Origin of the sequence: Nonomuraea guangzhouensis, assembly GCF_019396345.1 — a bacterium.
Classification (GTDB): domain Bacteria; phylum Actinomycetota; class Actinomycetes; order Streptosporangiales; family Streptosporangiaceae; genus Nonomuraea; species Nonomuraea guangzhouensis.
Genome location: NZ_JAHKRM010000023.1, coordinates 1 through 18,430, shown reverse-complemented (window position 1 = coordinate 18,430; position 18,430 = coordinate 1). Strand labels below are relative to the sequence as shown.

Below are 18,430 nucleotides of genomic sequence, written 5' to 3'. Positions count from 1 at the left end.
ATTACTTCCGTGTCGGGACCGGAATCTTGACGAGCACCTTGCCGCCCGTGCCGACGATCTCGAACCTGGCGATGTGGTTCATCGGGATCCGGGTCTGACGGGGGAAGACGGCCTTGTCCGCGTAGGTCTCGCGATCCACCGTCCAGCTCTCGGTGGAGTCGCGCTCGCCGCCCCTGCCGACCACCACCAGCCGGCACGTCGTGCCGATCGGCACGCCGGTGACCCGCACCGCCAGCTTGGTCACGTCGTCGCCGGGGAAGGCCGCCACGGTCGCGTAGTAGCCCTTGGCCTCGTTCTCGCCGGGGAACTCGCGGCCGGGCGTCGTCGGGCTCACCGACGGCCTCGGGGTCGGCAGCACGTCGGACTTGCGCTTCGCTTTCCCGTCACTGGGCGCGCTGTCCTGTGCGGAGAACGCCGAGTTCTCCTGGGGTGCGGCCGGCGAGACGGTGGTGGCGGGCGCGGCGGCTGAGGTCTGGTGGGCGTTCGACTGCTGGGCGGCCGTCCACACCGTGCCGCCGACCGCCATCACCGCGACCGAGGCGGCCACGGCCAGCAGCGCGCGGCCCCTCCTGCGGCGCCGGGCGCGGGCGTTCAGCAGCCGGTCGAGCACCTGGCGCGGGGGGCTGGCGACCAGCTCGACGTCGCGCTCCGACACCTTGCCGAGGAAGGACGCGACGCCCTCCAGGTCCAGGAGTTCGGCTCCGCACACCTCGCAGGTCGCCAGGTGGACGTCGATCTCCATCGCCTCTTCGGGGTCCAGCGCGCCGAGCGCGTGCGCGCCCAGTGACAGCCGTACCTCCTCACACGTCATCACGGCGCCAGCCCTCGCTCCTCGAGCGCGAGCCTGAGCGCGCGCAGCGCGTAGTAGGTGCGTGACTTGACCGTGCCCGGCGGGATGCCCAGCGTGGCCGACGCCTCCTTCACCGATCTCCCCCGGTAGTAGACCTCCAACAGCACCTCACGGTGCTCGGGCCGCAACGCGGCCAGCGCCTCGGCCACGGCCCACGACTCGACCGCCCGTTCCAGCTCGTCGTCCGCCGGAAGGACGGCGAGCGCCTCATCACCGGTCTCCGGCGGGCGGGACTTACGGGCGCGGTGCTGGTCCACGACGAGATTACGGGCAACCGTAAACAGCCATGCACGAATCGGGCGGCCGGTGAGGGCGTCAGGATGCCGCCAAGCCCGCAGCAGCGTTTCCTGCACGACGTCCTCCGCTCGTCCCGAATCGCCCGTGAGTCGCAGCACGTATCCGTAAAGTGGCCCAGCGTGCTCGTCGAAGAGGGTCCTGACCAACTCCTCGTCGGCGGTGTCTGCTGCAGTCACACCCTCATCACGTACGGCGGGGCTGACCGGTTCGAAGTCATCCACGGAGCGGCACGTCAGACGCTTCGGCAGCGAACTCCAATCCGTCTGCCACGCTCTTCACTCCTGTCACCTTCACGTCGAACGGGAGCTTCCCCTTGAACGGGATCGTGTACGTCACGAACTGCGCGACCGCGGCGGGCACGCCCTCGATCTTCTCCGCCTGGAGCTTGATGCCCCCGTCGGTGATCTGGACGCGCAGCTCCGCGTTGAACTTCACCTTGCTCACCCCCACCGTCACCTCACCCGATGCGACGAGCCGCTGGCCGTTCCCGGAGATCTTGACGCCCTGCGGCGCGTACTTGTCGATCGTCGCCCTGGTCAGCGTGCCGCGGACGGTCAGGCGCCCGGCCCGGACGTTGGCTCTGTTCTGGAGCACGTCGGCCAGCGGGGCGGTCACGTCGTAGGCGACGCCCTGCAGGTTCTTCACCGGAACTCCCCCGTAGGTGAGAGTGCCGAGATTGAACCGTACCTCTGGATACCTTCCGGAGACGGCCTGTGTGAGAAATGGGATGCCCTCAATAGTCACTGTTGGCGTGCTGTCGAGGTGGGCGGCGGCACCGATCCGGTTGGCGAGATCGCGCTGCACGCCGGCGACCGCCACTCGATCGACGACGGCGAGGAGAACGACCAGCACGATCAGGAAAATGATCAGTTTGCGCATCGGACATCCTTCTCACAACGGGGGATCATGAGCTTATCGACTGGGATGCCTCATTCCCCGGCCAAGCGTCCGATCACCCGCCGGCGAAGGGCGGCAGCACCTCGACCGTCGCTCCGTCGCCCAGGATCACCTCCTCGTGGGCCCGCTTGCCCACCGGCGAGCCGTCGACCAGGAACGACGAGCGGCCGACCACCCGGGCCAGCTCGGCACGATTTTGTGTGATTTTGGTCATGAGTTCACCAAGTGTGGCCGCCTCGAACGGCTCCTCGGCGACTCCGGCCGCCTCTTTGGCAGCGGCCCAATAACGTACCTTTCCCGTGGCCATGGCCACCTCACATTCGTCTCAGCTCCATTGTGGGACCGCGTTAACATCCCCGACCCACCGTTTACGCTGTTCATCTGTTGGACGCGCAATGGACGCCGCGTTCGCGTGGGATATCCTCGCCTACAGGACCTGGGCGATGAAGCCCCCGGGTCCTTGTGTGTTTGAGGAGGCCGATATGAGCAACCTGCTCCTGCTGACCAACGCCCTTGAGCCATCCGCCGAGGTGCTACCGGCACTGGGGTTGCTGCTCCACTCGGTCCGCGTCTCGCCGGCCGAGGCGTCCGCGCTGATCGACACGCCGCCCGCGGACGCGGTTCTGGTCGACGCCAGAAAAGAGTTGGTGCAGGCCAAAAGCCTGTGCCGGTTGATCCGCACGACGGGCATCGACTGCCCGCTGCTGGTGATCGTCACCGAGGGCGGACTGGCCGCCATGACCGCCGAGTGGGGCGTCGACGACGTGCTGCTCGACAGCGCGGGGCCGGCCGAGGTGGAGGCGCGGCTGCGCATGGCCATCGGCCGTACGACCCAGGCCGAGGATGTTCCGGACGAGATCCGCAGTGGCGACCTGTCCATCGATGAGGCGACTTATACGGCGCGGCTGCGCGGGCGGGTCCTCGATCTGACGTTCAAGGAGTTCGAGCTGCTCAAATACCTCGCGCAGCATCCTGGCCGCGTGTTCACCCGCGCCCAGCTGCTGCAGGAGGTCTGGGGCTACGACTACTTCGGGGGCACCCGGACGGTCGACGTGCACGTCCGGCGGCTGCGCGCGAAGCTGGGCACCGAGTACGAGTCCCTGATCGGCACGGTCCGCAACGTGGGCTACCGGTTCGTCCCCGACCGCACCGAGCCGGCCCACGCGTGATCTTCCCCGGGTAGCCTGCGGTTGACAGCTGCTGTCGCCAGGGTTCCACTGATGTGACAGGACGGCCCTTGGCGGTCGTGTCGCTGTCATGTCGTGTGGGCTGTTTCGTCGCGGACACCGCCGTCCCGAGGGGGGTGGTGTCGGGGTGGGGATCTTTCGGTCGCTCGTCGAAGAAGGTGCGCGGCCCCGGATTTTCCGGCGTAACGAAAGTATTTGCTCTGTATTGCGGCCTGCCAACCGAGTATTTGTCATCGATTACGGCTATGCGCGGGAATATTTGGCGGGCGGCGAGCGCGAAGGCATTCACGATCTGCGGGCCGACGGTGATCTCGTCGGGGAATTGGCGTTCTGGAGTCCGGCCGAGCGGGTCCGGATCGACGCGCTGACCGAGGTTCGGGCGTGGCCGATCGATGTGCGGACGTTGCGCGAACACGCCGCGGCCAATACGGCGGTGGCCATGGCGTTGGTGCAGGAACTGTTCGCCAGGGACGTCGCCGCCCGCAGGCATGAGGCGCTGGCCCGGGCGCCCGTCGCCGCGCGGCTGGCCGTGTGGCTGCTGCACCTGGACGAGCGTTACGGGCTGGCCGGCGAGTCGGCGCCGCCCCTGTCCATGGAGACGCTGGCCGATCTGGTGGGCAGCGCGCCCGATGTGGTGCAGCGGCAGCTCACTCAGTGGGTTCGGCGGGGCTGGCTGATCCGGCCCGGCTACCGGCGGCTGCGGATCTCCGACGCGGCGGCGCTGCGGGGCGTCGCCGGGGCCTGGGAGCACTTGTCCGCGCCCTGGGAGGGGCGGGTCACCCCGTTCCTGACCCGGCCGGGCGCGCCGGTCGAGGCGTTGCCCGCCGGGGAGGTGCCCCGGCCCGCTCAGCTGCCCGCCGACGTGTCCGACTTCACCGGGCGGCAGCAGAGTCTCGACCTGCTCAGCTCATGGCTGGAACGGACGCGCCGGCCGAACACGATGGTCGTCCAGGGGTTACCGGGCGTCGGGAAGACGGCGCTGGTCACGCGCTGGGCGCACCAGCAGGCGCGGCGGTTCCCCGACGGGCAGATCGTGATCGACCTGCGCGGCCAGTCGCCCAGCCAGCCGCCCATGACCCCGGCCGAGGCGCTCGGGCAGATCCTGCGCTCGCTCGGCGTCGGCGAGCAGATGCCCGCCTCCGACGAGGCCGAGCTGATGCTGCTGTACCGCAGCCGGCTGGCGGGACGGAAGCTGCTGCTCATCCTGGACAACGCCGCCGACCCGGCACAGGTGCGGGCGCTGCTGCCGGGCAGCAAGGACTGCGTCGTGCTGGTGACCAGCAGGACCAGGATGGCCCCGCTGCGCGCCACCGGACACGCCGACCTGATGGACCTGTCCGTGCTCGATCCGGGCAACGCCGTCGCGCTGCTGGTCGCGGTGCTCGGCGAGGAGTCGCCGCGGGCCGCCGACCGTGACGCGCTGGCCGAGCTGGCCAGGGTCTGCTCGTACCATCCGTTCGCGCTGCGCATCTCGGCGGCCAAGCTCGCCGAGGACCCCGGGCTCAGCGTCGAGTCCCGCGTACGCGAGCTGCGCGGGCCCGACCGGCGGCAGCCGCTCTCCGGCGACCCGGAGGACGCCTTCCGCTCCGCGCTCGACCTGGCCTACGAGTCGCTCACGCCGCCCCAGCGGCGCGCCTTCCGGCACGTCGGGCTGCTGCCCGCTCAGGACTTCACGCCCGAGGTCCTGGCCGCCGCGCTCGGCACCTCCGTCGGCGAGGCGGTGATCGCGGTCGAGGGCCTGCACCGGGCGTACCTGATCGAGCCGATGGCCGGGCCGCGCTATCGCGTGCACGACCTGGTCAAGCGGCTGGCCAGGGAGCTGGGCAGGCACGCGGAGGCCGGCGTGCGCGAGGCCAGGGTCCGGCTGCTCGACCACTACCTGGGCGTGGCGACCGACCCGGCCACGCCACGCGCGTGGTTCGGGGCCGAGCGCCGCTCGCTGGTCTCCGTCGTACGGCTGGCGGAGGAGACCGGCGCGCACCACGCCGCCTGGCGGCTGGCCGAGGCGGTGTTCGAGCCGTTCAGGCGGTTGCGTTACTACCAGAACGACCTGGAGATCCAGCAGATCGGGCTCAACTCGGCGGCGCGGATCGGCGACCGGCGGGCGATCGCGCTGATGCGCAGCCATCTCGGCTCGATACACCGCGACATCGGCCCGTCCACCCAGGCCGCCCGCTACATCGGCGAGGCGCTGTCCGACTTCACCTCGCTCGGCGACCGCGAGGGCCGGGCCCGCGCCCTGAACGACCTGGCCGAGGTACACGGCATCGCGGGCAACAGCGAGGACGCGCTCAAGTGCGCGGGCGAGGCGCTGGAGCTCTACGAGGAGATCGGCGACCTGGCCGGGGTCGCCGACTGCCTGCACTCGCTGTCGCGCCTGCACCTGTCGCAGGAACGGCACGAGCTCGCGCTGCACCACGCCGGGCAGGCGCTGGAGGTACGCGAGCAGCTCGGCGACCTGCACGGCACCGCCCAGAGTCTGATCATCCTGGCCCGGGTCCAGCACCACCTGGGCGAGCTGAACGCGGCCCTGTCGGAGGGGCTGGAGGCCCTGGCGATCTGCCACGACCTGGGCGACGAGCACAGCGAGGCCGAGACGCTGCTCTGCCTGGCCGAGATCTACGACTCGCTCCGGCTGCCGCACGACGCGCAGCGCGACGCCGAGCGGGCCCTGGCCGGGTACACGGCCACCGGCGACCAGCACGGATGCGGCCGGGCCCTGTGCGCGCTGGGCCGCATCGCGCGCAACGGCTCCCGTTACGACGAGGCCCTCGAACACTACGAGCAGGCGCTGGCCGTACAGCGGGAGCTCCATCACGAGCAGGGACGGGCCGAGACGCTCGGCGACATCGGGCTGGTGCACTGGCGGCTGGCCGACTACCTGCGCGCCGACGACTACCTCGACCAGGCGCTGGCCATCAGCCGGGAGATCCGCGACCTGCCCGTGGAGGCCCGGATGCTCAACCGGCTGGCGCGGGTACGGCGCCGTCAGGGGTTGCCGCAGGTCGCGTTCGTCCACGCGCTGGAGGCGCTGGACCTCGTCCAGGGCATGGGCAACCGCCGGGCCGAGGCGGACGTCCAGGAGACGCTCGCCTACACGTACCTGTCGCTGGACCGGCACAAGGACGCGCTGCGCGCCGCCAAGGCGTCGCTGGAGATCCGGGAGGAGGTACGCGACAACAAGGCCAGCGCGCTGCTGTCCATCGCGCAGGCCCTGCACGTCGCGGGCAAGACGGCCGCCGCACTCGAGTACGCCAGGGAGACGGTCGAGTTGCAGAACGAGAGCGCCACCAAGGACCGCTGGGCGGCGGCGCTGACCACGCTGGCCATGATCCTGCTCGACCTGGACCGGCCCGATGAGGCGCTGACGTTCGCCGCGCAGGCCAAGGAGGTGCATCTCGTCTGCGGCACCCGGCGCGACCTGGGCTGCGCGTTACGGGCCATCGGCCTGATCGCCCACCGGGCCGGCGACCGCGCCGAGGCCGTGGCCAACCTGAGGGAGGCGGTACGCATCCTGGAGGAGGTGGGCGATGTCTTCGAACTCAAGAAAGCCTCCGCCGAACTCCGCCAAATGTCGTAAATTTTGCGACCTGAGGTCGCAGATCTTGACCGGGTTCCTGCCGTTAGCTGGTACGACCAGCTACTCCAACGGAGGTGAACCGGATGCTCGGAAACCAGCTACGTCGAGACCTGCGCTGGCTCAGTCGGGACCTGCACTGGCTCAAGCGACAGGCACGCAAGGACCGGCGGATCACCGTCTCGGTGCTGACCGGCGTGCTCGCCTTCTGGTACCGCCAGCTCTCCCCCGCTGACCCCATGCCCGCATCGGGACCGCTGCTGGCCATCTCACTCGGCCTGCTGACCGCGTCGGGGGCGGCCTGGCTGGTGTCGGCGTACTTCCTGGCCATCACGGCTCGGCCGCAGCGGGAGCCGGTCGAGGTGTTGCGGCGGGTGTCGCGGATCTCGCGGGCCAAGGAGTGGGCGTTCTGCTCGCTCAGCGCTTACGTGGCCTGGCATCTGCTGCAGTTCGTCACCGCGCTGCTGGTGCGGTAGCCGCTGGGGCCTTGACCACCGTGGGGCGCGGTGGTCTTGGGCCGGGCGGTGGTCCTGGGCCCTGCGGTGCGGGCCGGTGGGCGTCAGCGCGGCTCGGGGGCGTGCGCCGGCGCCCACCTCAGCGGGACCCGCTCCAGCGTGTCGAGCCGCACGCCGGTCCCGGTGTGGACGGCTTGGACGATCTCGGCCGCGGCGAGCTCCGCGACACCGATCGGCAGGTCGGCCCGCTCGTCGCACCACGCGACGATCGCCTCGGCCGCGGTGACGGGTACGGGGTCGGCGAAGTGCACGAGACTGACGTACCAGCGATCACGCACGCGGCCGTGTTCGAAGTCGCGCACCCCGCGAGCGGCCAGCTCGTGCGCGAACCGCTTCTGGAGGGTGACCAGCGTGTCGTCGACCGGATGTCCGCAGACAAGCACCCCGCCCGCGTGGGGACTCACACCCCGCAGCTCCACCGGGACCGGCGGCAACCCCGCGGCCGCCTCCCGCAGAGCGTCCGCATAGGCCAACCGGAGCGGATCGTCCACGGGGATGACGGACCGGTAGGGCTCCAGGGAACGCAGCGTGACGTGCAGGCAGTCCGTGCCGTGCGCCCAGTGCCCGGGCCCGGCGACCGCACCCGCCTGCTGGGCCAGCTCCGCCAGCCGGTCGAGCACCGTGCCGGCGGGCCGCAGGATCGTGGTGGCTCCCCAGCGGGCGGCTCCCTCCACCATCGGCCGGTCGTGGGTGGCGCGGCCCGAGAGGAGCGCGTCGCGGCCGGCGGCGAAGAAGGCGGTGAAATCGGACATCCGGGCAGTATGCCAGGATTCTTTGGTGATCATGGATGTACCCGGATGGTGTGAGAAGTGGCTGGGCTCGGTGCCGGTCCGTGAGTTGTTCCGTACCGGGCATCTGTCCGTGGTGCTGGGGGTCGAGCTGGCGGACGGCCGGGCTGTGGTGCTCAAGCGGCGTCCTGCCGCGGATCGCGTCCAGGGATGTGTGGAGGTGCAGCGGCACCTGGCGCGTGTGGGCTTCCCGTGCCCTGCCCCGCTCACGGACGCCGTGCCACTCGCCGGTCGGACGACCACCGGACCATCCGGAGCCTGGACGGTCACCGCGCCATCCGGAGCCTGGACCGTCACCGCGCCATCCGGAGCCTGGACCGTCACCGCCGAGGCCTATGTTCCAGGCGGGGCGCAGTTGGAACGGGGTGCCGACCGGGCCCGGCTGTTCGCGGAGGCTCTGGCGCGGTTCGTGCGACTGGCCCCCTCCCCCGATGCCGTCTCCTCCGTCGCGCCCGCGCCGCCGTGGGTCGGCTGGGCGCACGGCTCGGCGGGCGTCTGGCCGTGGCCGGACGACATGGACGTCGATCTCAACACCCGTCCCGGCCCTGCCTGGCTGGACGACCTCGGGCGCCGCGTCCGCGAGCGCCTGCTGGCCGTACGGCATGCGCCGGTGATCGGTCACGGGGACTGGGAGTCGCAGAACCTCCGCTGGCAGGGTCACCGGCTGCACGCCGTACACGACTGGGACAGCGTGGTGTGCCTGCCCGAGCCCGCCATCGCGGGAGCGGCGGCGGCCGTGTTCACGGAGACGGGCGAGCCGTTCGAGACCGCGACGATCGACGAGACGGGCCGGTTTCTGGCGGTGTACGGGGGTGGGGCCGGCTGGGGGACGGAGGAGCACGAGATCGCCTGGGCGGCGGGGCTGTGGGTGCGCGCGTTCAACGCCAAGAAAGCCTCGCTGACGGCCGGCGGCGCCCGGGTCCTCGACCGGCTGGCGCACGAGGCGAAGACCCGGCTACGTCGAGCGGGCGCCTGAGGCGTGGGGGCCTGATCGCGTCTGTCGACACGAACAGATCCCATCGACCTGGGCCCGTTGGCGTCGGTGGTCAGGAGGAAAAGGACCTCCAGTGCCCCTCGGAGAGGACCTCGACGGTGCCGTCGGTCACCTTGATGGCCGTCTGGTCGTCGATGGCGTACGCCGGACCGGCGATGTCGGCGGCCCATTTCTCGGCCTTGGCCATGGTGTTTCCCGGCATGAGCTCGTGTCCCAGGTGCGGGAAGATCGAGAAGTCGACGACCCCCAGGGTGCGGTCGCTTCCGGTGGGCGGCGTCCACTCGACGAAGTAGTCACCGATGCGGGGGGTCATCACCATGCTTCCGGCGCTCACCCCCACCCAGACCGTCTCGGGCAGCGACGGCAGGAGATCCGCCAGCCCGGACTCCCGCATCCAGTGGCACAGGTACGTCGCATCGCCGCCGTCCACCAGCAGGACATCGGCCTCCCGGACCCAGGGGACCCAGCGGTCCTTACCGATGCTGGGCAGTGCCGTGAGTTCGAGGACGCCTACCGACTTCCAGCCCAGGTCAGACATGGGTGCCGGGCTCTGTCCGGCGATGAAGCGCCAGGCTGAGGCCGGCGTGCACATGGGGTGGCCATACTCCGCCGTAGGGATGCAGAGGGCAGTGGAGTCGGTGATCGGCTTGCCCAACAGGTCGACCAGCGCATCGCGGATGCTCGTGTTCGTGACGCCTCCGGACGTGAGAAGAAGCTTCAAGATGTCTCCTGAGTCGAGTGCGATGGAGCGGTGTGACGTGTAGACCTGGGACCACCGCGAGACTCATCGCCGCTGAGGGCAGAACTTGCCACGCCGTCGACGACGCTCCTCCGAAAGTGGAGTCGAACGGTTCCTGGCGGCGTACGCGCGAGAGGCCGGCTGAGGGGTGGAGGAGCACGAGATCGCTTGGGCGGCGGGGCTGTGGGTGCGTGCGTTCAACCCCAAGAAAGCCTCGCTGACGGCCAGCGGCGCGCGAGTCCGCGACCGACTAACGCACGAGGCGAAGACCCGGCTACGTCGGGCGGGCGCCTGATCTGTCACAACGCTGTCGCCAAAAACAACATAAGCGTTGTACAATACTCTCGTTGTAGAAAGTGAGTCACGCCAGTGACCTGGACCATCAACGTGCACAAAGACGTGCGCGACTGGCTTCACGCGATGAGGCGCAGCGATCATGACACACTGATGTCGATCTCCGCCGCCATCGACGTCCTGCAACTGCGCGGGCCAGGACTCGGCCGACCGCTGGTGGATACCGTGCGAGGTTCAGAGCTGCCGCATCTCAAAGAACTCAGACCTGGTTTCGATCCGGCTCGGAGAGCGGTTCTTTTGGTGGGCGGAGACAAGTCAGCCGACTGGCGCGGCTGGTACGCAAGAGCAATACCGCTGGCTGAAGACCGGTATTGGGAGCACGTGAAAGCCATGGAAACGGCGCCGAAAGAAGGGGGACCCGATGAGCGTTGACTGGAACGACCTGCGAAGCGAGTTGATCGGCCCTGAAGACGAAGCTGAGGTCGCACGTCGCAGTGGCCGGATGCTGGCCGAAGAGCGGGCCCATCGCCTCGCGGAGGCTCGCAAGCGCCGCCACCTCACCCAGCGGGAACTGGCTGGAGTCATGGGAATCAGCCAAGCCCGTGTTAGCGCAATCGAACGAGGGCAGATCGATCGAACCGAACTAAGCACGCTCGCCGCGTATGTCGCTGCCCTTGGCGGCAAGCTAGAAATAGTCGCCGACTTCGGCGACGAGAAGCTCATACTCGGCTAGAAGATGCGCCGAAGAATGATCGAAACCTGTGGATCTGCCAGGAAGGGGGGCACCTTCCGGGATCATCCGATAATGGTGTCGAGACAAGGCGTGCGGTCAACGCGCCCCACCTTGTCGCCCTGGTCCCCGCCGGATCCCGCTTTGTGAAGGGGTGCCTGATCGAACGTGAAAAGCGAGCATCCTAATGACGACCCACGAGCCACTGACCGATGAGGAACTGGCTGCGATTGAAGAACTGGCCGAGGAGGCAACTCCAGGGCCGTGGTTCAGCCGGAATCTCGACGACAAGGACGCCATGAACCTCGTGGCCATCAGTACCGTTCCCGACACCGGCCACGGTGAACGCTGGCCGGACTTCGATCATCACGAGATCGTGGCCGCAACCCTCATCCAGCAACCTCGCTACGTCAACGTCGCCAACGCACGCTGGGATGAGAACGCCCAGTTCATCGCGAATGCCCGCCAAGATATCCCTCGTCCGATCGCCGAGATCAAACGACTCCGTCAGCTACTTGCCGAAAAGGACCGCCAAGACAGCGAGGCGTGACAACCCTCACCACCGATCCACAAGTATTGACAATTGCTCGATCGTCTGAGCGGCGGGACTGTGGATACACGCGTTCAACCCCAAGAAAGCCTCTGCGGCCATGCCCGGTTGACCGAGAACCGAGGTGGCGTCCGGAATCCGGTGTAAAAGGGGCGGGGCGCAGTGCCGACCTCTTGGTGATGTCAGGCGATCGCACTGACATTCCCGGGGCGGTGGTCAGGCCGGGGAGACGCTTCTACCGCTGCGATGGCTCAGATGGGCGTGGCCCGGGTGGTGAGCTGGGCTTTGAGGCCGTCGAGGATGGCTTGGAGGCCGAGTTCGAAGCTCTGGTCGGGGGGTGCGGCCGCGTCGGCCTCCTCCCACGCTTCGAGACGGGCGCGGAGCCGCGGGAAGCGCATCGCGATCTCGCTCGCCTGGGTCATGGCGTCCCGCATCTGCTCCTCCTCGTTGCCGCCGTTGCGGCGTAGCCGGGCTCGCCAGGCGGCCTCGGCCACCTCGCTGAGGGCTGTGCCGAGAACGTACGTGAGGACCGTTTTGCTGGCGTTGTCCGCGTCCACGCCGACGAACCCGGCTGCTTCGAAGACGGCGAGGCAGTGGTCGTCACGGCGTGCCTTGCCTGGGCCGTACATGAGGTGGGTGCTCATGGCCGTCACGAGCCACGGGTGTCTGGCAATCATCGCGCGGGTGTCGTTGGCCATCGCCGTGGCCGCCGTGCGCCAGCCGACCTCGCCGGGGTCGGGGAGTTCGACCTCGGCCCACACCTCGTCGCCGGCGAGTACGACGAGATTGTCCTTGCTCTTGACGTGCCAGTAGACGGCCGTCGCGGCGGAGCCGAGCCGGGTGCCGAGGCGCCGCATGCTCAGACCGTCCACGCCTTCGGTGTCCAGGATCTCGATGGCGGCCCGGACGATCTGCTCACGGGTCAGCGTGTCGCGCGGCATGTTCCCAGGATAGGCCATGTCTTGCACAGTGTTCGAGTGCTACTTGCACAGTGTTCAAGTGATGTTCTACGCTACTTGCACAGTGTTCAAGTCGCGTGTTGACGGCACTCGAAACGGGGTTACGCCATGATCAATCCAGCTCCGCGTAGTGTCGTCTTCGCGGCGACGCTGCAACTGCTGACCGCCGTGCCCTTCCTGGGCGGATCCGTCATCGTCTTCTTCTACGGGGCCGGCGCTCAGGCGGCGGCCGAGGCCGAGGTCGTACGGCAGGGTCTTCCCGCGGCCGTCCTGGCCGAGCACGGCATCAGCTTCGGGTCGAACCTCGCGGAAATACCGCTCGCCCTCGGAATCGCCCTGGTCCTGACGACCCTGGCGCTGCTCAACCTGAAGGGGAACCGGATCGGCCGGATCCTGTCCTGGATCTTGCAGCCGATCCTCTTCGTCGCTGGTTGCGTCATCGTGCCCAGCCAGGTGTTCACCGCTCAGGTCCTCGAATCCTCCTTCAAGAGCTCCGGTGACCCGGTGCTGGCGCGCATCGACGTGCGGGCCATGGTCGACGCGGCCGTGCACGTCATGCCCGGCTGGCTCCTTCCCGCGAACATCGGGAAGCTCGCCCTGACGACCCTGGGTTCGCTGCTCGTTGTCATCCTGCTGGCAGTTCCATCTGCGAAGGCCTATTTCCGCAGGGAGAAGTCCTGAGAGGGCCGGTTCGTCATTCCCCGGCCAGGTGCGGGGCGTACGTCTTGACCGCTTCCAGCACCTGCTGCTTCGACGGGTTCACCATCGCCTTTTCGGCCACGGTCACGGTCGGCACGGTCTCGTTCCCGTCCGCGACCGAGCGGACGAACGCCGCCGCCTCGGGGTCCTGCCGGATGTTCACCTCGGCGTAGCGCAGCGGCGTGAAGCGCAGGCGCATGCGCAGCCGCATGCAGTACTTGCAGCCTGGCCTCCAGTAGATGACCACGCCCGTGCGGTCCGCCAGCCGGTGCGAGGTCGCCCGGTCTCGGCGGGGCAGGTTCGCGACGATCGTCCACGTCAGATAGAGGACGACAAAGAGGATCGCGATCACGGAGAACACGCCGGAGGACATGGGCGAAGTATCTCAAAGCCGGTGTTCCGATGGGCGATGACAGCGGCGGGCATGATGCTGACAGAGATCTGGCAGTACGGGCTGGCACGGTCGCAGCATGACCGAGAAGACGAACGTCCTCATTGTCGGCGGCGGACCCACCGGGCTCACCCTCGCCGTGGATCTGGCCAGGCGCGGAGTCGACTGCCGCATCGTGGAGCAGGCGCCGGAGCCCTCCGGCGGCTCCAAGGGCAAGGGGCTGCAGCCGCGTACACAGGAGATCTTCGATGATCTGGGAGTGATCGACCGGGTTCTGGCGGCCACGACGCTCTATCCGCCGCTGCGGGTGAGAATCGGCAGGGTGCCGGTGTACCAGGGGCGGATGCACAAGCTCACCGCCCCCACGGACGCGGTGCCGTACCCGATGGTGATGATGCACCCGCAGTGGCGCACCGAGGCCGTGCTGCGCGAGCGGCTGGCCGAGCTGGGCGGGAAGGTGGAGCAGGGCGTCACGCTGACCGGGTTCGAGCAGGACGCGGGCGGGGTGACGGCCCGGCTGGGCACCGGGATGAGCCTGCGGGCGGACTACCTGGTCGCGGCCGACGGCGGCAAGAGCTTCGTACGCAAGGCGCTCGGCATCGGTTTCGCCGGGGAGACCCGGGACGAGGAGCGGATGGTCCTCGGCGACGTGCGGGTCGAGGGGCTCGGGCGGGAGCACATCCATGTCTGGTTCCGGCCTGGGAAGGGGATGGTGGTGCTGTACCCGATGGCCGGCACCGACACCTTCCAGTTGCTCGCCCCGCTGAAGCCGGGCGTCGTTCCGGACCAGACGCTGTCGGGTTTCCAGCGGCTCTTCGCCGAACGGTCGATGCTGCGCGGAGTTCGGATCACCGAGCTGCTGTGGTCGTCCCTCTATCGGGTGAACATCCGCCTGGCCGACAGCTACCGGTCCGGCCGGGTCTTTCTCGCCGGGGATGCCGTCCACGTGCATTCGCCCGCGGGCGGGCAGGGGCTCAACACCGGCGTACAGGACGCCTACAACCTGGGCTGGAAGCTCGCCCGGGTGCTGGCCGGCGCGCCGGAGGCGCTGCTCGACACGTACGAGGAGGAACGCCGGCCGGTTGCCGCCCGCGTGCTCGGCCTCAGCACCGACCTGCACGACAAGAAGTCCTACAAACGCGACGAGGAGACCCATCAGCTGCTGGTGAGCTACCGGGGCGGCTCGCTGGCCCGGCGCGGCGGGGACCGGGTGCCGGACGGCCGGGTGCGGCTGGCCGACGGGAGTGAGGCGCGGATGTTCGACCTGTTGCGGGGGACGCATTTCACGCTGCTGTCGCCGGATCCCGCACCTCTTGTGGTGAATGGGCCGGAGGTGCGGGCGTACGAGCCGGCCGAGCCGTATGGCGACGCGCGCCATACGCTGATCAGGCCGGATGGGTATGTGGGGATCTCGACCTCTTCGGCGGAAGAGCTCGCTGATTATTTGGCGATGGTGTAGCGAGTGGCTCACGCCTGCTCGAAGGCCTGCTCGAAGAAGTGAGGAGTCACATGACAGACCAGAGCGCGGCTCAACGGGTCATCGTCCTCGGCGGCGGCATCCTCGGCGTGTCCACCGCCGTGCATCTCGTACGCGGCGGCGCCGAAGTCGTCCTGGTCACCGAGGCGGAGATGGGCAGCGGGGCGTCGGGGCGTTCGCTGTCCTGGCTCAACTCGGCGGGGACGCGGTCCCCTTCGTACCATCTCCTGCGTCTGGCCGGCATCGATCGCTATCGCACCCTGTTCGCCGCCGACCCGGCCCGGGAGTGGTTGCGCTTCGACGGCGGCCTGTGGTGGCCGACCCCTGACAGAACCGAGGCGGCCCGCGCACAGCACGCGCACGAAGTCGCGAACGGCTACGAGTCACACCTCGTCGACCGCGCGGACGTCGGCCGGCGGGCCGGCGGCGTCCAGGCGGGGCCGAGCGGGCAACTCGCGATCCACAATCCGGGCGAGGGCTGGGTGTCCCTCCCCCACCTGATCCAGGAGCTCGCGGACGAACTGGTCCACCGCGGGGGCCAGATCGTCACCGGCGCCGGGCATTGCTCGGTGACGGTGCAGGACGGCCGCGCGCGCGGAGTGACCGGCGCCGACGGCACTTCATGGCGCGGTGACGCCGTCGTGGTCGCCTGCGGCGCGCAGACCCCGGCCGTGCTCGCGGACCTCGGCGTGGACATCCCCGACGGGTCTCCGCTGTCCATGCTCGTCATCACCGAACCGGTCGCAACCGAGGTCACGACGGTGCTGAACACTCCGCGCGCGGCGATGCGCCCCAATCCGGGCTCGACGTTCGCGATCGACCACAGCTGGTACGAAGATCACATCGTCGAGCACGAGGACGGCACCTGTTCGATCGACGAGATCTACGTCAAGGAGCTCGTCGCCGAAGCATCCGCCCTGCTCGACGGTGACATCTCGCTTGAGGCGGCCTCGTGGAAGCTCGGGCGCAAACCCATTCCGGGGGACGGCCAGCCGGTCTTCGGTGAGCTCGAGGCGGTGCCCGGGTGCCATGTGGCGTTCACCCACTCGGGCGCGACGCTGGGGCTCATCACGGGCGAGCTCACCGCGTACGAAGTGCTCACCGGCGCCAGGCACCCGCTCCTGAAGGACTTCCGTCCCGAACGCTTCGAGAAGACTCGATGAGGAGCCGTTCAAAAACCGTTCGGTAACTCAGGGCTTGATTCACCGCGATCATCGCCAGGTTCTGCTGGTTGACGGTGGTGGTGACGGTATCTATGTGTGGAAAACGTCCGTGCAACCGCAGGGTCTGCTCGGCCTTGATCCAGCGGGCGAGCCCGCGCCGCCGGTGCGGGGAGCACCGCGGTGTCGTGCTGTCGCGCCGCTGGGCCATCACCGGTCCGCACGGTGCTCACCGTCGCGGCGACGACCTCGCCGGTCGCGCGTCGCACCGCCGCGCAGGCTAGAGGCCGAAGGCGCCGCCTTGGATGAGGATGAGCAGGCCGAGCGCGATCAGGACGATGGGCTGGAGGAGGTGTCCCCATCGGCTGAGGGCCTTGGCGATGACGGGCCGGGTGTGGCGAGGACCGGGACTTGACGTGCTCCTCCGCATAAATAAATGTGGAGGATTCCTGTGCTGCTTACGCAGCAGCTCGCAGCGCGGATGCGGGCGAGACTCTGGGACAGGATGCTTGACGCTTCACAGGCCCCGGCATCCCGGAGTCTCCACGTCCTGTGACCGCCCATCCGGCGGCAGAGTTGTACCGATGAAGCTGGTTTCGGGCGGCGTTGGTGTCAGCGTTGCCGATCCATCCGCACGCCAGGTTCTTGCACACGAACCGCGACTGCGTTTCGCGTGATCCCGCAGTCGTGGTGTGACAGCGGTGGCACTCTTGGCTGGTGCCGTGCGGGCGGACCTGGGCGACCAGACCGCCGCGCTCGGCGCTCTTGTAGGTCAGGAACGTCACCGTTCGGCCCCACGCCTGGCCTGCGATCGAGCGGTTCAGGCCCCGCTTCTGGGCGACGTTGACCCCCGGCCCCTGCACGGTCCCAGACCCCGAGGCCATCATGTTGGTGATGTTCAGGTCTTCGACCACGATCGCGCTGAACCGCCGCGCGAGGTCAGTCGTGTTCTGATGCTGCCAGTCGACGGCTCGGCGCTTGGCTGTCGCGCGGAGCCGGGCGATCTGGTCGTAGGTGCGGCGTTCCCGGTTGGAGACCGGGCCGCCTTTCTTGCGGGCGGCACGCTGACGGGCGCTTTTGCGCTCCAGACGCAACAGCCGCTCGCGCTGCCCGCTGGACAGCCACGGGCCGTGCCGAAGGTGCTCCCCGTTCGACAGAGCGAGGGCGACTGCGATACCTCGGTCCATGCCGGCCTTCGGCCCGGTGTGCGGGACGGGGGCGGATACGACCAGCTCGGTACGGAAGGCGATGGTCCATCCGTGGGCGTCTTTCACCAGGCGAGCCCCGGTGACCCTCCCGGACGGTCCGCCCTTGATGACGCCCGGCAGGTCCTTTGTCCACCGGAACCTCACCCGCCCGACCTTGGGCAAGTTCACCGCACCCCACCTGCGGTTGATCCGAGTGATGTGCAAGTCGCGGGCCTGAGGGACATCCACGGCCATCCAGGACCCGAGCCGGCCCTTGAACGTCGGCCGCTCGGCCGGGTGGTCGGGGTTGAAGAAGTTCACCCACGCCTGCCGATAGGTCTTCAAGACGGCTTGCGCAGCCTGAGCGGGCAGCTGCCCCAACCACTCGATCTCGTGGCGAGCCTGCCGAATCGCCGCGTCGCACTCCTTCAACGACGCGAGGCGGCCCTGGCGGAAGGTGGCGAACTCATGGAGCAGGTTCCACACGGCACGCGCGGTGTGCGCCTGAGCGTCCAAGACGGCTGATTGCCGTTTGTTCAGCTCCAGGCGCGCGACGTGCGCACGTTTGTGTTCAACTCGCTCCACACTGTGATCGTATCGTTTGGTGTCATGGAGCAAAACCCCGATATACGCAAGGGAAGACACTGGGTGCACGAACTCAGTGTCCACATCGTTTTTGTCACCAAATACCGTGGCAACGTCTTCACGCAGCCGATGCTGACTCGCTGCGAAGAGATCATGAACAACGTCTGCGCCGACTTCGGATGCGAGCTGATGCAGTTCAACGGCGCCGACGACCACGTCCGCCAGCACCTATGGGACGGACATCTCTGGTCCCGCTCCTACTACGCGGGCTCAACCGGCGCAGCCAACCACGCCACCGTCAGCAGGTACATCCAGAACCAGGACCGACCCACCCACTAAGATTCGGACACACTCGCACCCCAGAAGGCACTCCCGCGTGGGCCTTCATCCCTCGCATGAAGGACTCCGTTGCCCAATTCGGCGTGTCGGGACTGTACGGTTTTCGGTGTAACTCCTGATCAAGGAGAACGCACCTGATGAGTACTGTGATCCAGGCATCGACGGAGATCGACCTAGAGGACACCGCGGTGGCACGCAAGGAGCCCAAGGACGCA

Annotated in this window: 21 protein-coding genes; 11 read left to right on the top strand and 10 right to left on the bottom strand. The window is 68.6% G+C overall.

Annotation, left to right across the window (positions count from 1 at the left end; all coding sequences use genetic code 11):
* Position 1: 1 nt before the first annotated feature.
* From KME78_RS39715 to KME78_RS39700, 4 genes are all read right to left on the bottom strand, one after another.
* A complete protein-coding gene (locus KME78_RS39715) occupies positions 2-811 on the bottom strand; it encodes an anti-sigma factor family protein (RefSeq protein ID WP_246652936.1) in 810 nt (269 codons plus the stop codon).
* Positions 811-1,323 carry a sigma-70 family RNA polymerase sigma factor gene (locus KME78_RS39710; protein WP_219534650.1) on the bottom strand — a complete coding sequence of 171 codons (513 nt, stop codon included), beginning with the start codon at positions 1,321-1,323 and terminating at the stop codon, positions 811-813. The genes KME78_RS39715 and KME78_RS39710 overlap by 1 nt, the downstream gene beginning before the upstream one ends.
* A gap of 37 nt (positions 1,324-1,360) precedes the next feature.
* Positions 1,361-2,026, bottom strand: coding sequence for an LmeA family phospholipid-binding protein (locus tag KME78_RS39705; RefSeq protein WP_219534649.1), 666 nt, complete (start codon positions 2,024-2,026; stop codon positions 1,361-1,363).
* Between the two features lie 73 nt (positions 2,027-2,099).
* Positions 2,100-2,351, bottom strand: a complete 252-nt coding sequence (locus KME78_RS39700; RefSeq protein ID WP_219534648.1) for a MoaD/ThiS family protein — start codon at positions 2,349-2,351, stop codon at positions 2,100-2,102.
* A 175-nt stretch (positions 2,352-2,526) separates the two neighbouring features.
* Between KME78_RS39700 and KME78_RS39695 the strand changes: the two genes are divergently transcribed.
* The 3 genes from KME78_RS39695 (at position 2,527) to KME78_RS39685 (ending at position 7,284) form a co-directional block, all read left to right on the top strand.
* Positions 2,527-3,213, top strand: coding sequence for a response regulator transcription factor (locus tag KME78_RS39695; RefSeq protein WP_219534647.1), 687 nt, complete (start codon positions 2,527-2,529; stop codon positions 3,211-3,213).
* A 340-nt stretch (positions 3,214-3,553) separates the two neighbouring features.
* Entirely contained in the window at positions 3,554-6,811 is a 3,258-nt protein-coding gene (locus tag KME78_RS39690; protein ID WP_219534646.1) for a tetratricopeptide repeat protein, read from the top strand.
* An 83-nt stretch (positions 6,812-6,894) separates the two neighbouring features.
* Positions 6,895-7,284 carry a hypothetical protein gene (locus tag KME78_RS39685; RefSeq protein WP_219534645.1) on the top strand — a complete coding sequence of 130 codons (390 nt, stop codon included), beginning with the start codon at positions 6,895-6,897 and terminating at the stop codon, positions 7,282-7,284.
* Between the two features lie 83 nt (positions 7,285-7,367).
* Here KME78_RS39685 and KME78_RS39680 read toward each other — a convergent pair whose 3' ends face one another.
* Positions 7,368-8,075, bottom strand: coding sequence for a 2'-5' RNA ligase family protein (locus tag KME78_RS39680; protein ID WP_219534644.1), 708 nt, complete (start codon positions 8,073-8,075; stop codon positions 7,368-7,370).
* A gap of 25 nt (positions 8,076-8,100) precedes the next feature.
* Between KME78_RS39680 and KME78_RS39675 the strand changes: the two genes are divergently transcribed.
* A complete protein-coding gene (locus KME78_RS39675) occupies positions 8,101-9,087 on the top strand; it encodes an aminoglycoside phosphotransferase/kinase family protein (protein ID WP_219534643.1) in 987 nt (328 codons plus the stop codon).
* 70 nt (positions 9,088-9,157) lie between these two features.
* Here KME78_RS39675 and KME78_RS39670 read toward each other — a convergent pair whose 3' ends face one another.
* Complete coding sequence (locus tag KME78_RS39670) at positions 9,158-9,826, bottom strand: Type 1 glutamine amidotransferase-like domain-containing protein (RefSeq protein ID WP_219534642.1); 669 nt, start codon at positions 9,824-9,826, stop codon at positions 9,158-9,160.
* Between the two features lie 387 nt (positions 9,827-10,213).
* On the opposite strand from KME78_RS39670, the gene KME78_RS39665 reads away from it, so the two are divergent.
* From KME78_RS39665 to KME78_RS39655, 3 genes are all read left to right on the top strand, one after another.
* Positions 10,214-10,570, top strand: a complete 357-nt coding sequence (locus KME78_RS39665) for a type II toxin-antitoxin system RelE/ParE family toxin (protein WP_308127305.1) — start codon at positions 10,214-10,216, stop codon at positions 10,568-10,570.
* A complete protein-coding gene (locus tag KME78_RS39660; protein ID WP_219534641.1) occupies positions 10,560-10,871 on the top strand; it encodes an XRE family transcriptional regulator in 312 nt (103 codons plus the stop codon). Before KME78_RS39665 ends, KME78_RS39660 begins: the two co-directional genes overlap by 11 nt.
* 184 nt (positions 10,872-11,055) lie before the next feature.
* Entirely contained in the window at positions 11,056-11,418 is a 363-nt protein-coding gene (locus KME78_RS39655; RefSeq protein ID WP_219534640.1) for a hypothetical protein, read from the top strand.
* 251 nt (positions 11,419-11,669) lie between these two features.
* Here the strand turns inward: KME78_RS39655 and KME78_RS39650 are convergent, their stop codons facing one another.
* The gene (locus tag KME78_RS39650; RefSeq protein WP_219534639.1) at positions 11,670-12,359 is read right to left on the bottom strand and encodes a TetR/AcrR family transcriptional regulator; all 690 of its coding nucleotides are present in this window, start codon (positions 12,357-12,359) and stop codon (positions 11,670-11,672) included.
* A gap of 126 nt (positions 12,360-12,485) precedes the next feature.
* On the opposite strand from KME78_RS39650, the gene KME78_RS39645 reads away from it, so the two are divergent.
* On the top strand, positions 12,486-13,058 hold the full coding sequence (locus tag KME78_RS39645; protein ID WP_219534637.1) for a hypothetical protein: 573 nt from the start codon (positions 12,486-12,488) through the stop codon (positions 13,056-13,058).
* A 13-nt stretch (positions 13,059-13,071) separates the two neighbouring features.
* On the opposite strand, the gene KME78_RS39640 is transcribed toward KME78_RS39645, so the two are convergent.
* Positions 13,072-13,449, bottom strand: coding sequence for a glutaredoxin domain-containing protein (locus KME78_RS39640; RefSeq protein ID WP_219534636.1), 378 nt, complete (start codon positions 13,447-13,449; stop codon positions 13,072-13,074).
* A gap of 97 nt (positions 13,450-13,546) precedes the next feature.
* On the opposite strand from KME78_RS39640, the gene KME78_RS39635 reads away from it, so the two are divergent.
* Positions 13,547-14,926, top strand: coding sequence for an FAD-dependent oxidoreductase (locus tag KME78_RS39635; protein WP_219534635.1), 1,380 nt, complete (start codon positions 13,547-13,549; stop codon positions 14,924-14,926).
* 50 nt (positions 14,927-14,976) lie between these two features.
* Positions 14,977-16,107 carry an NAD(P)/FAD-dependent oxidoreductase gene (locus KME78_RS39630; RefSeq protein ID WP_219534634.1) on the top strand — a complete coding sequence of 377 codons (1,131 nt, stop codon included), beginning with the start codon at positions 14,977-14,979 and terminating at the stop codon, positions 16,105-16,107.
* Positions 16,108-16,384: 277 nt separating this feature from the next.
* Here KME78_RS39630 and KME78_RS39625 read toward each other — a convergent pair whose 3' ends face one another.
* Together KME78_RS39625 and KME78_RS39620 are read right to left on the bottom strand one after the other, a co-directional pair.
* Complete coding sequence (locus KME78_RS39625; protein ID WP_219534633.1) at positions 16,385-16,534, bottom strand: hypothetical protein; 150 nt, start codon at positions 16,532-16,534, stop codon at positions 16,385-16,387.
* Positions 16,535-16,562: 28 nt separating this feature from the next.
* On the bottom strand, positions 16,563-17,876 hold the full coding sequence (locus tag KME78_RS39620) for an RNA-guided endonuclease InsQ/TnpB family protein (protein ID WP_308127319.1): 1,314 nt from the start codon (positions 17,874-17,876) through the stop codon (positions 16,563-16,565).
* A 24-nt stretch (positions 17,877-17,900) separates the two neighbouring features.
* Here KME78_RS39620 and tnpA point away from each other — a divergent pair, with 24 nt between their 5' ends.
* The gene (gene tnpA, locus KME78_RS39615; protein ID WP_219534632.1) at positions 17,901-18,215 is read left to right on the top strand and encodes an IS200/IS605 family transposase; all 315 of its coding nucleotides are present in this window, start codon (positions 17,901-17,903) and stop codon (positions 18,213-18,215) included.
* The last annotated feature ends 215 nt before the right edge of the window (positions 18,216-18,430 follow it).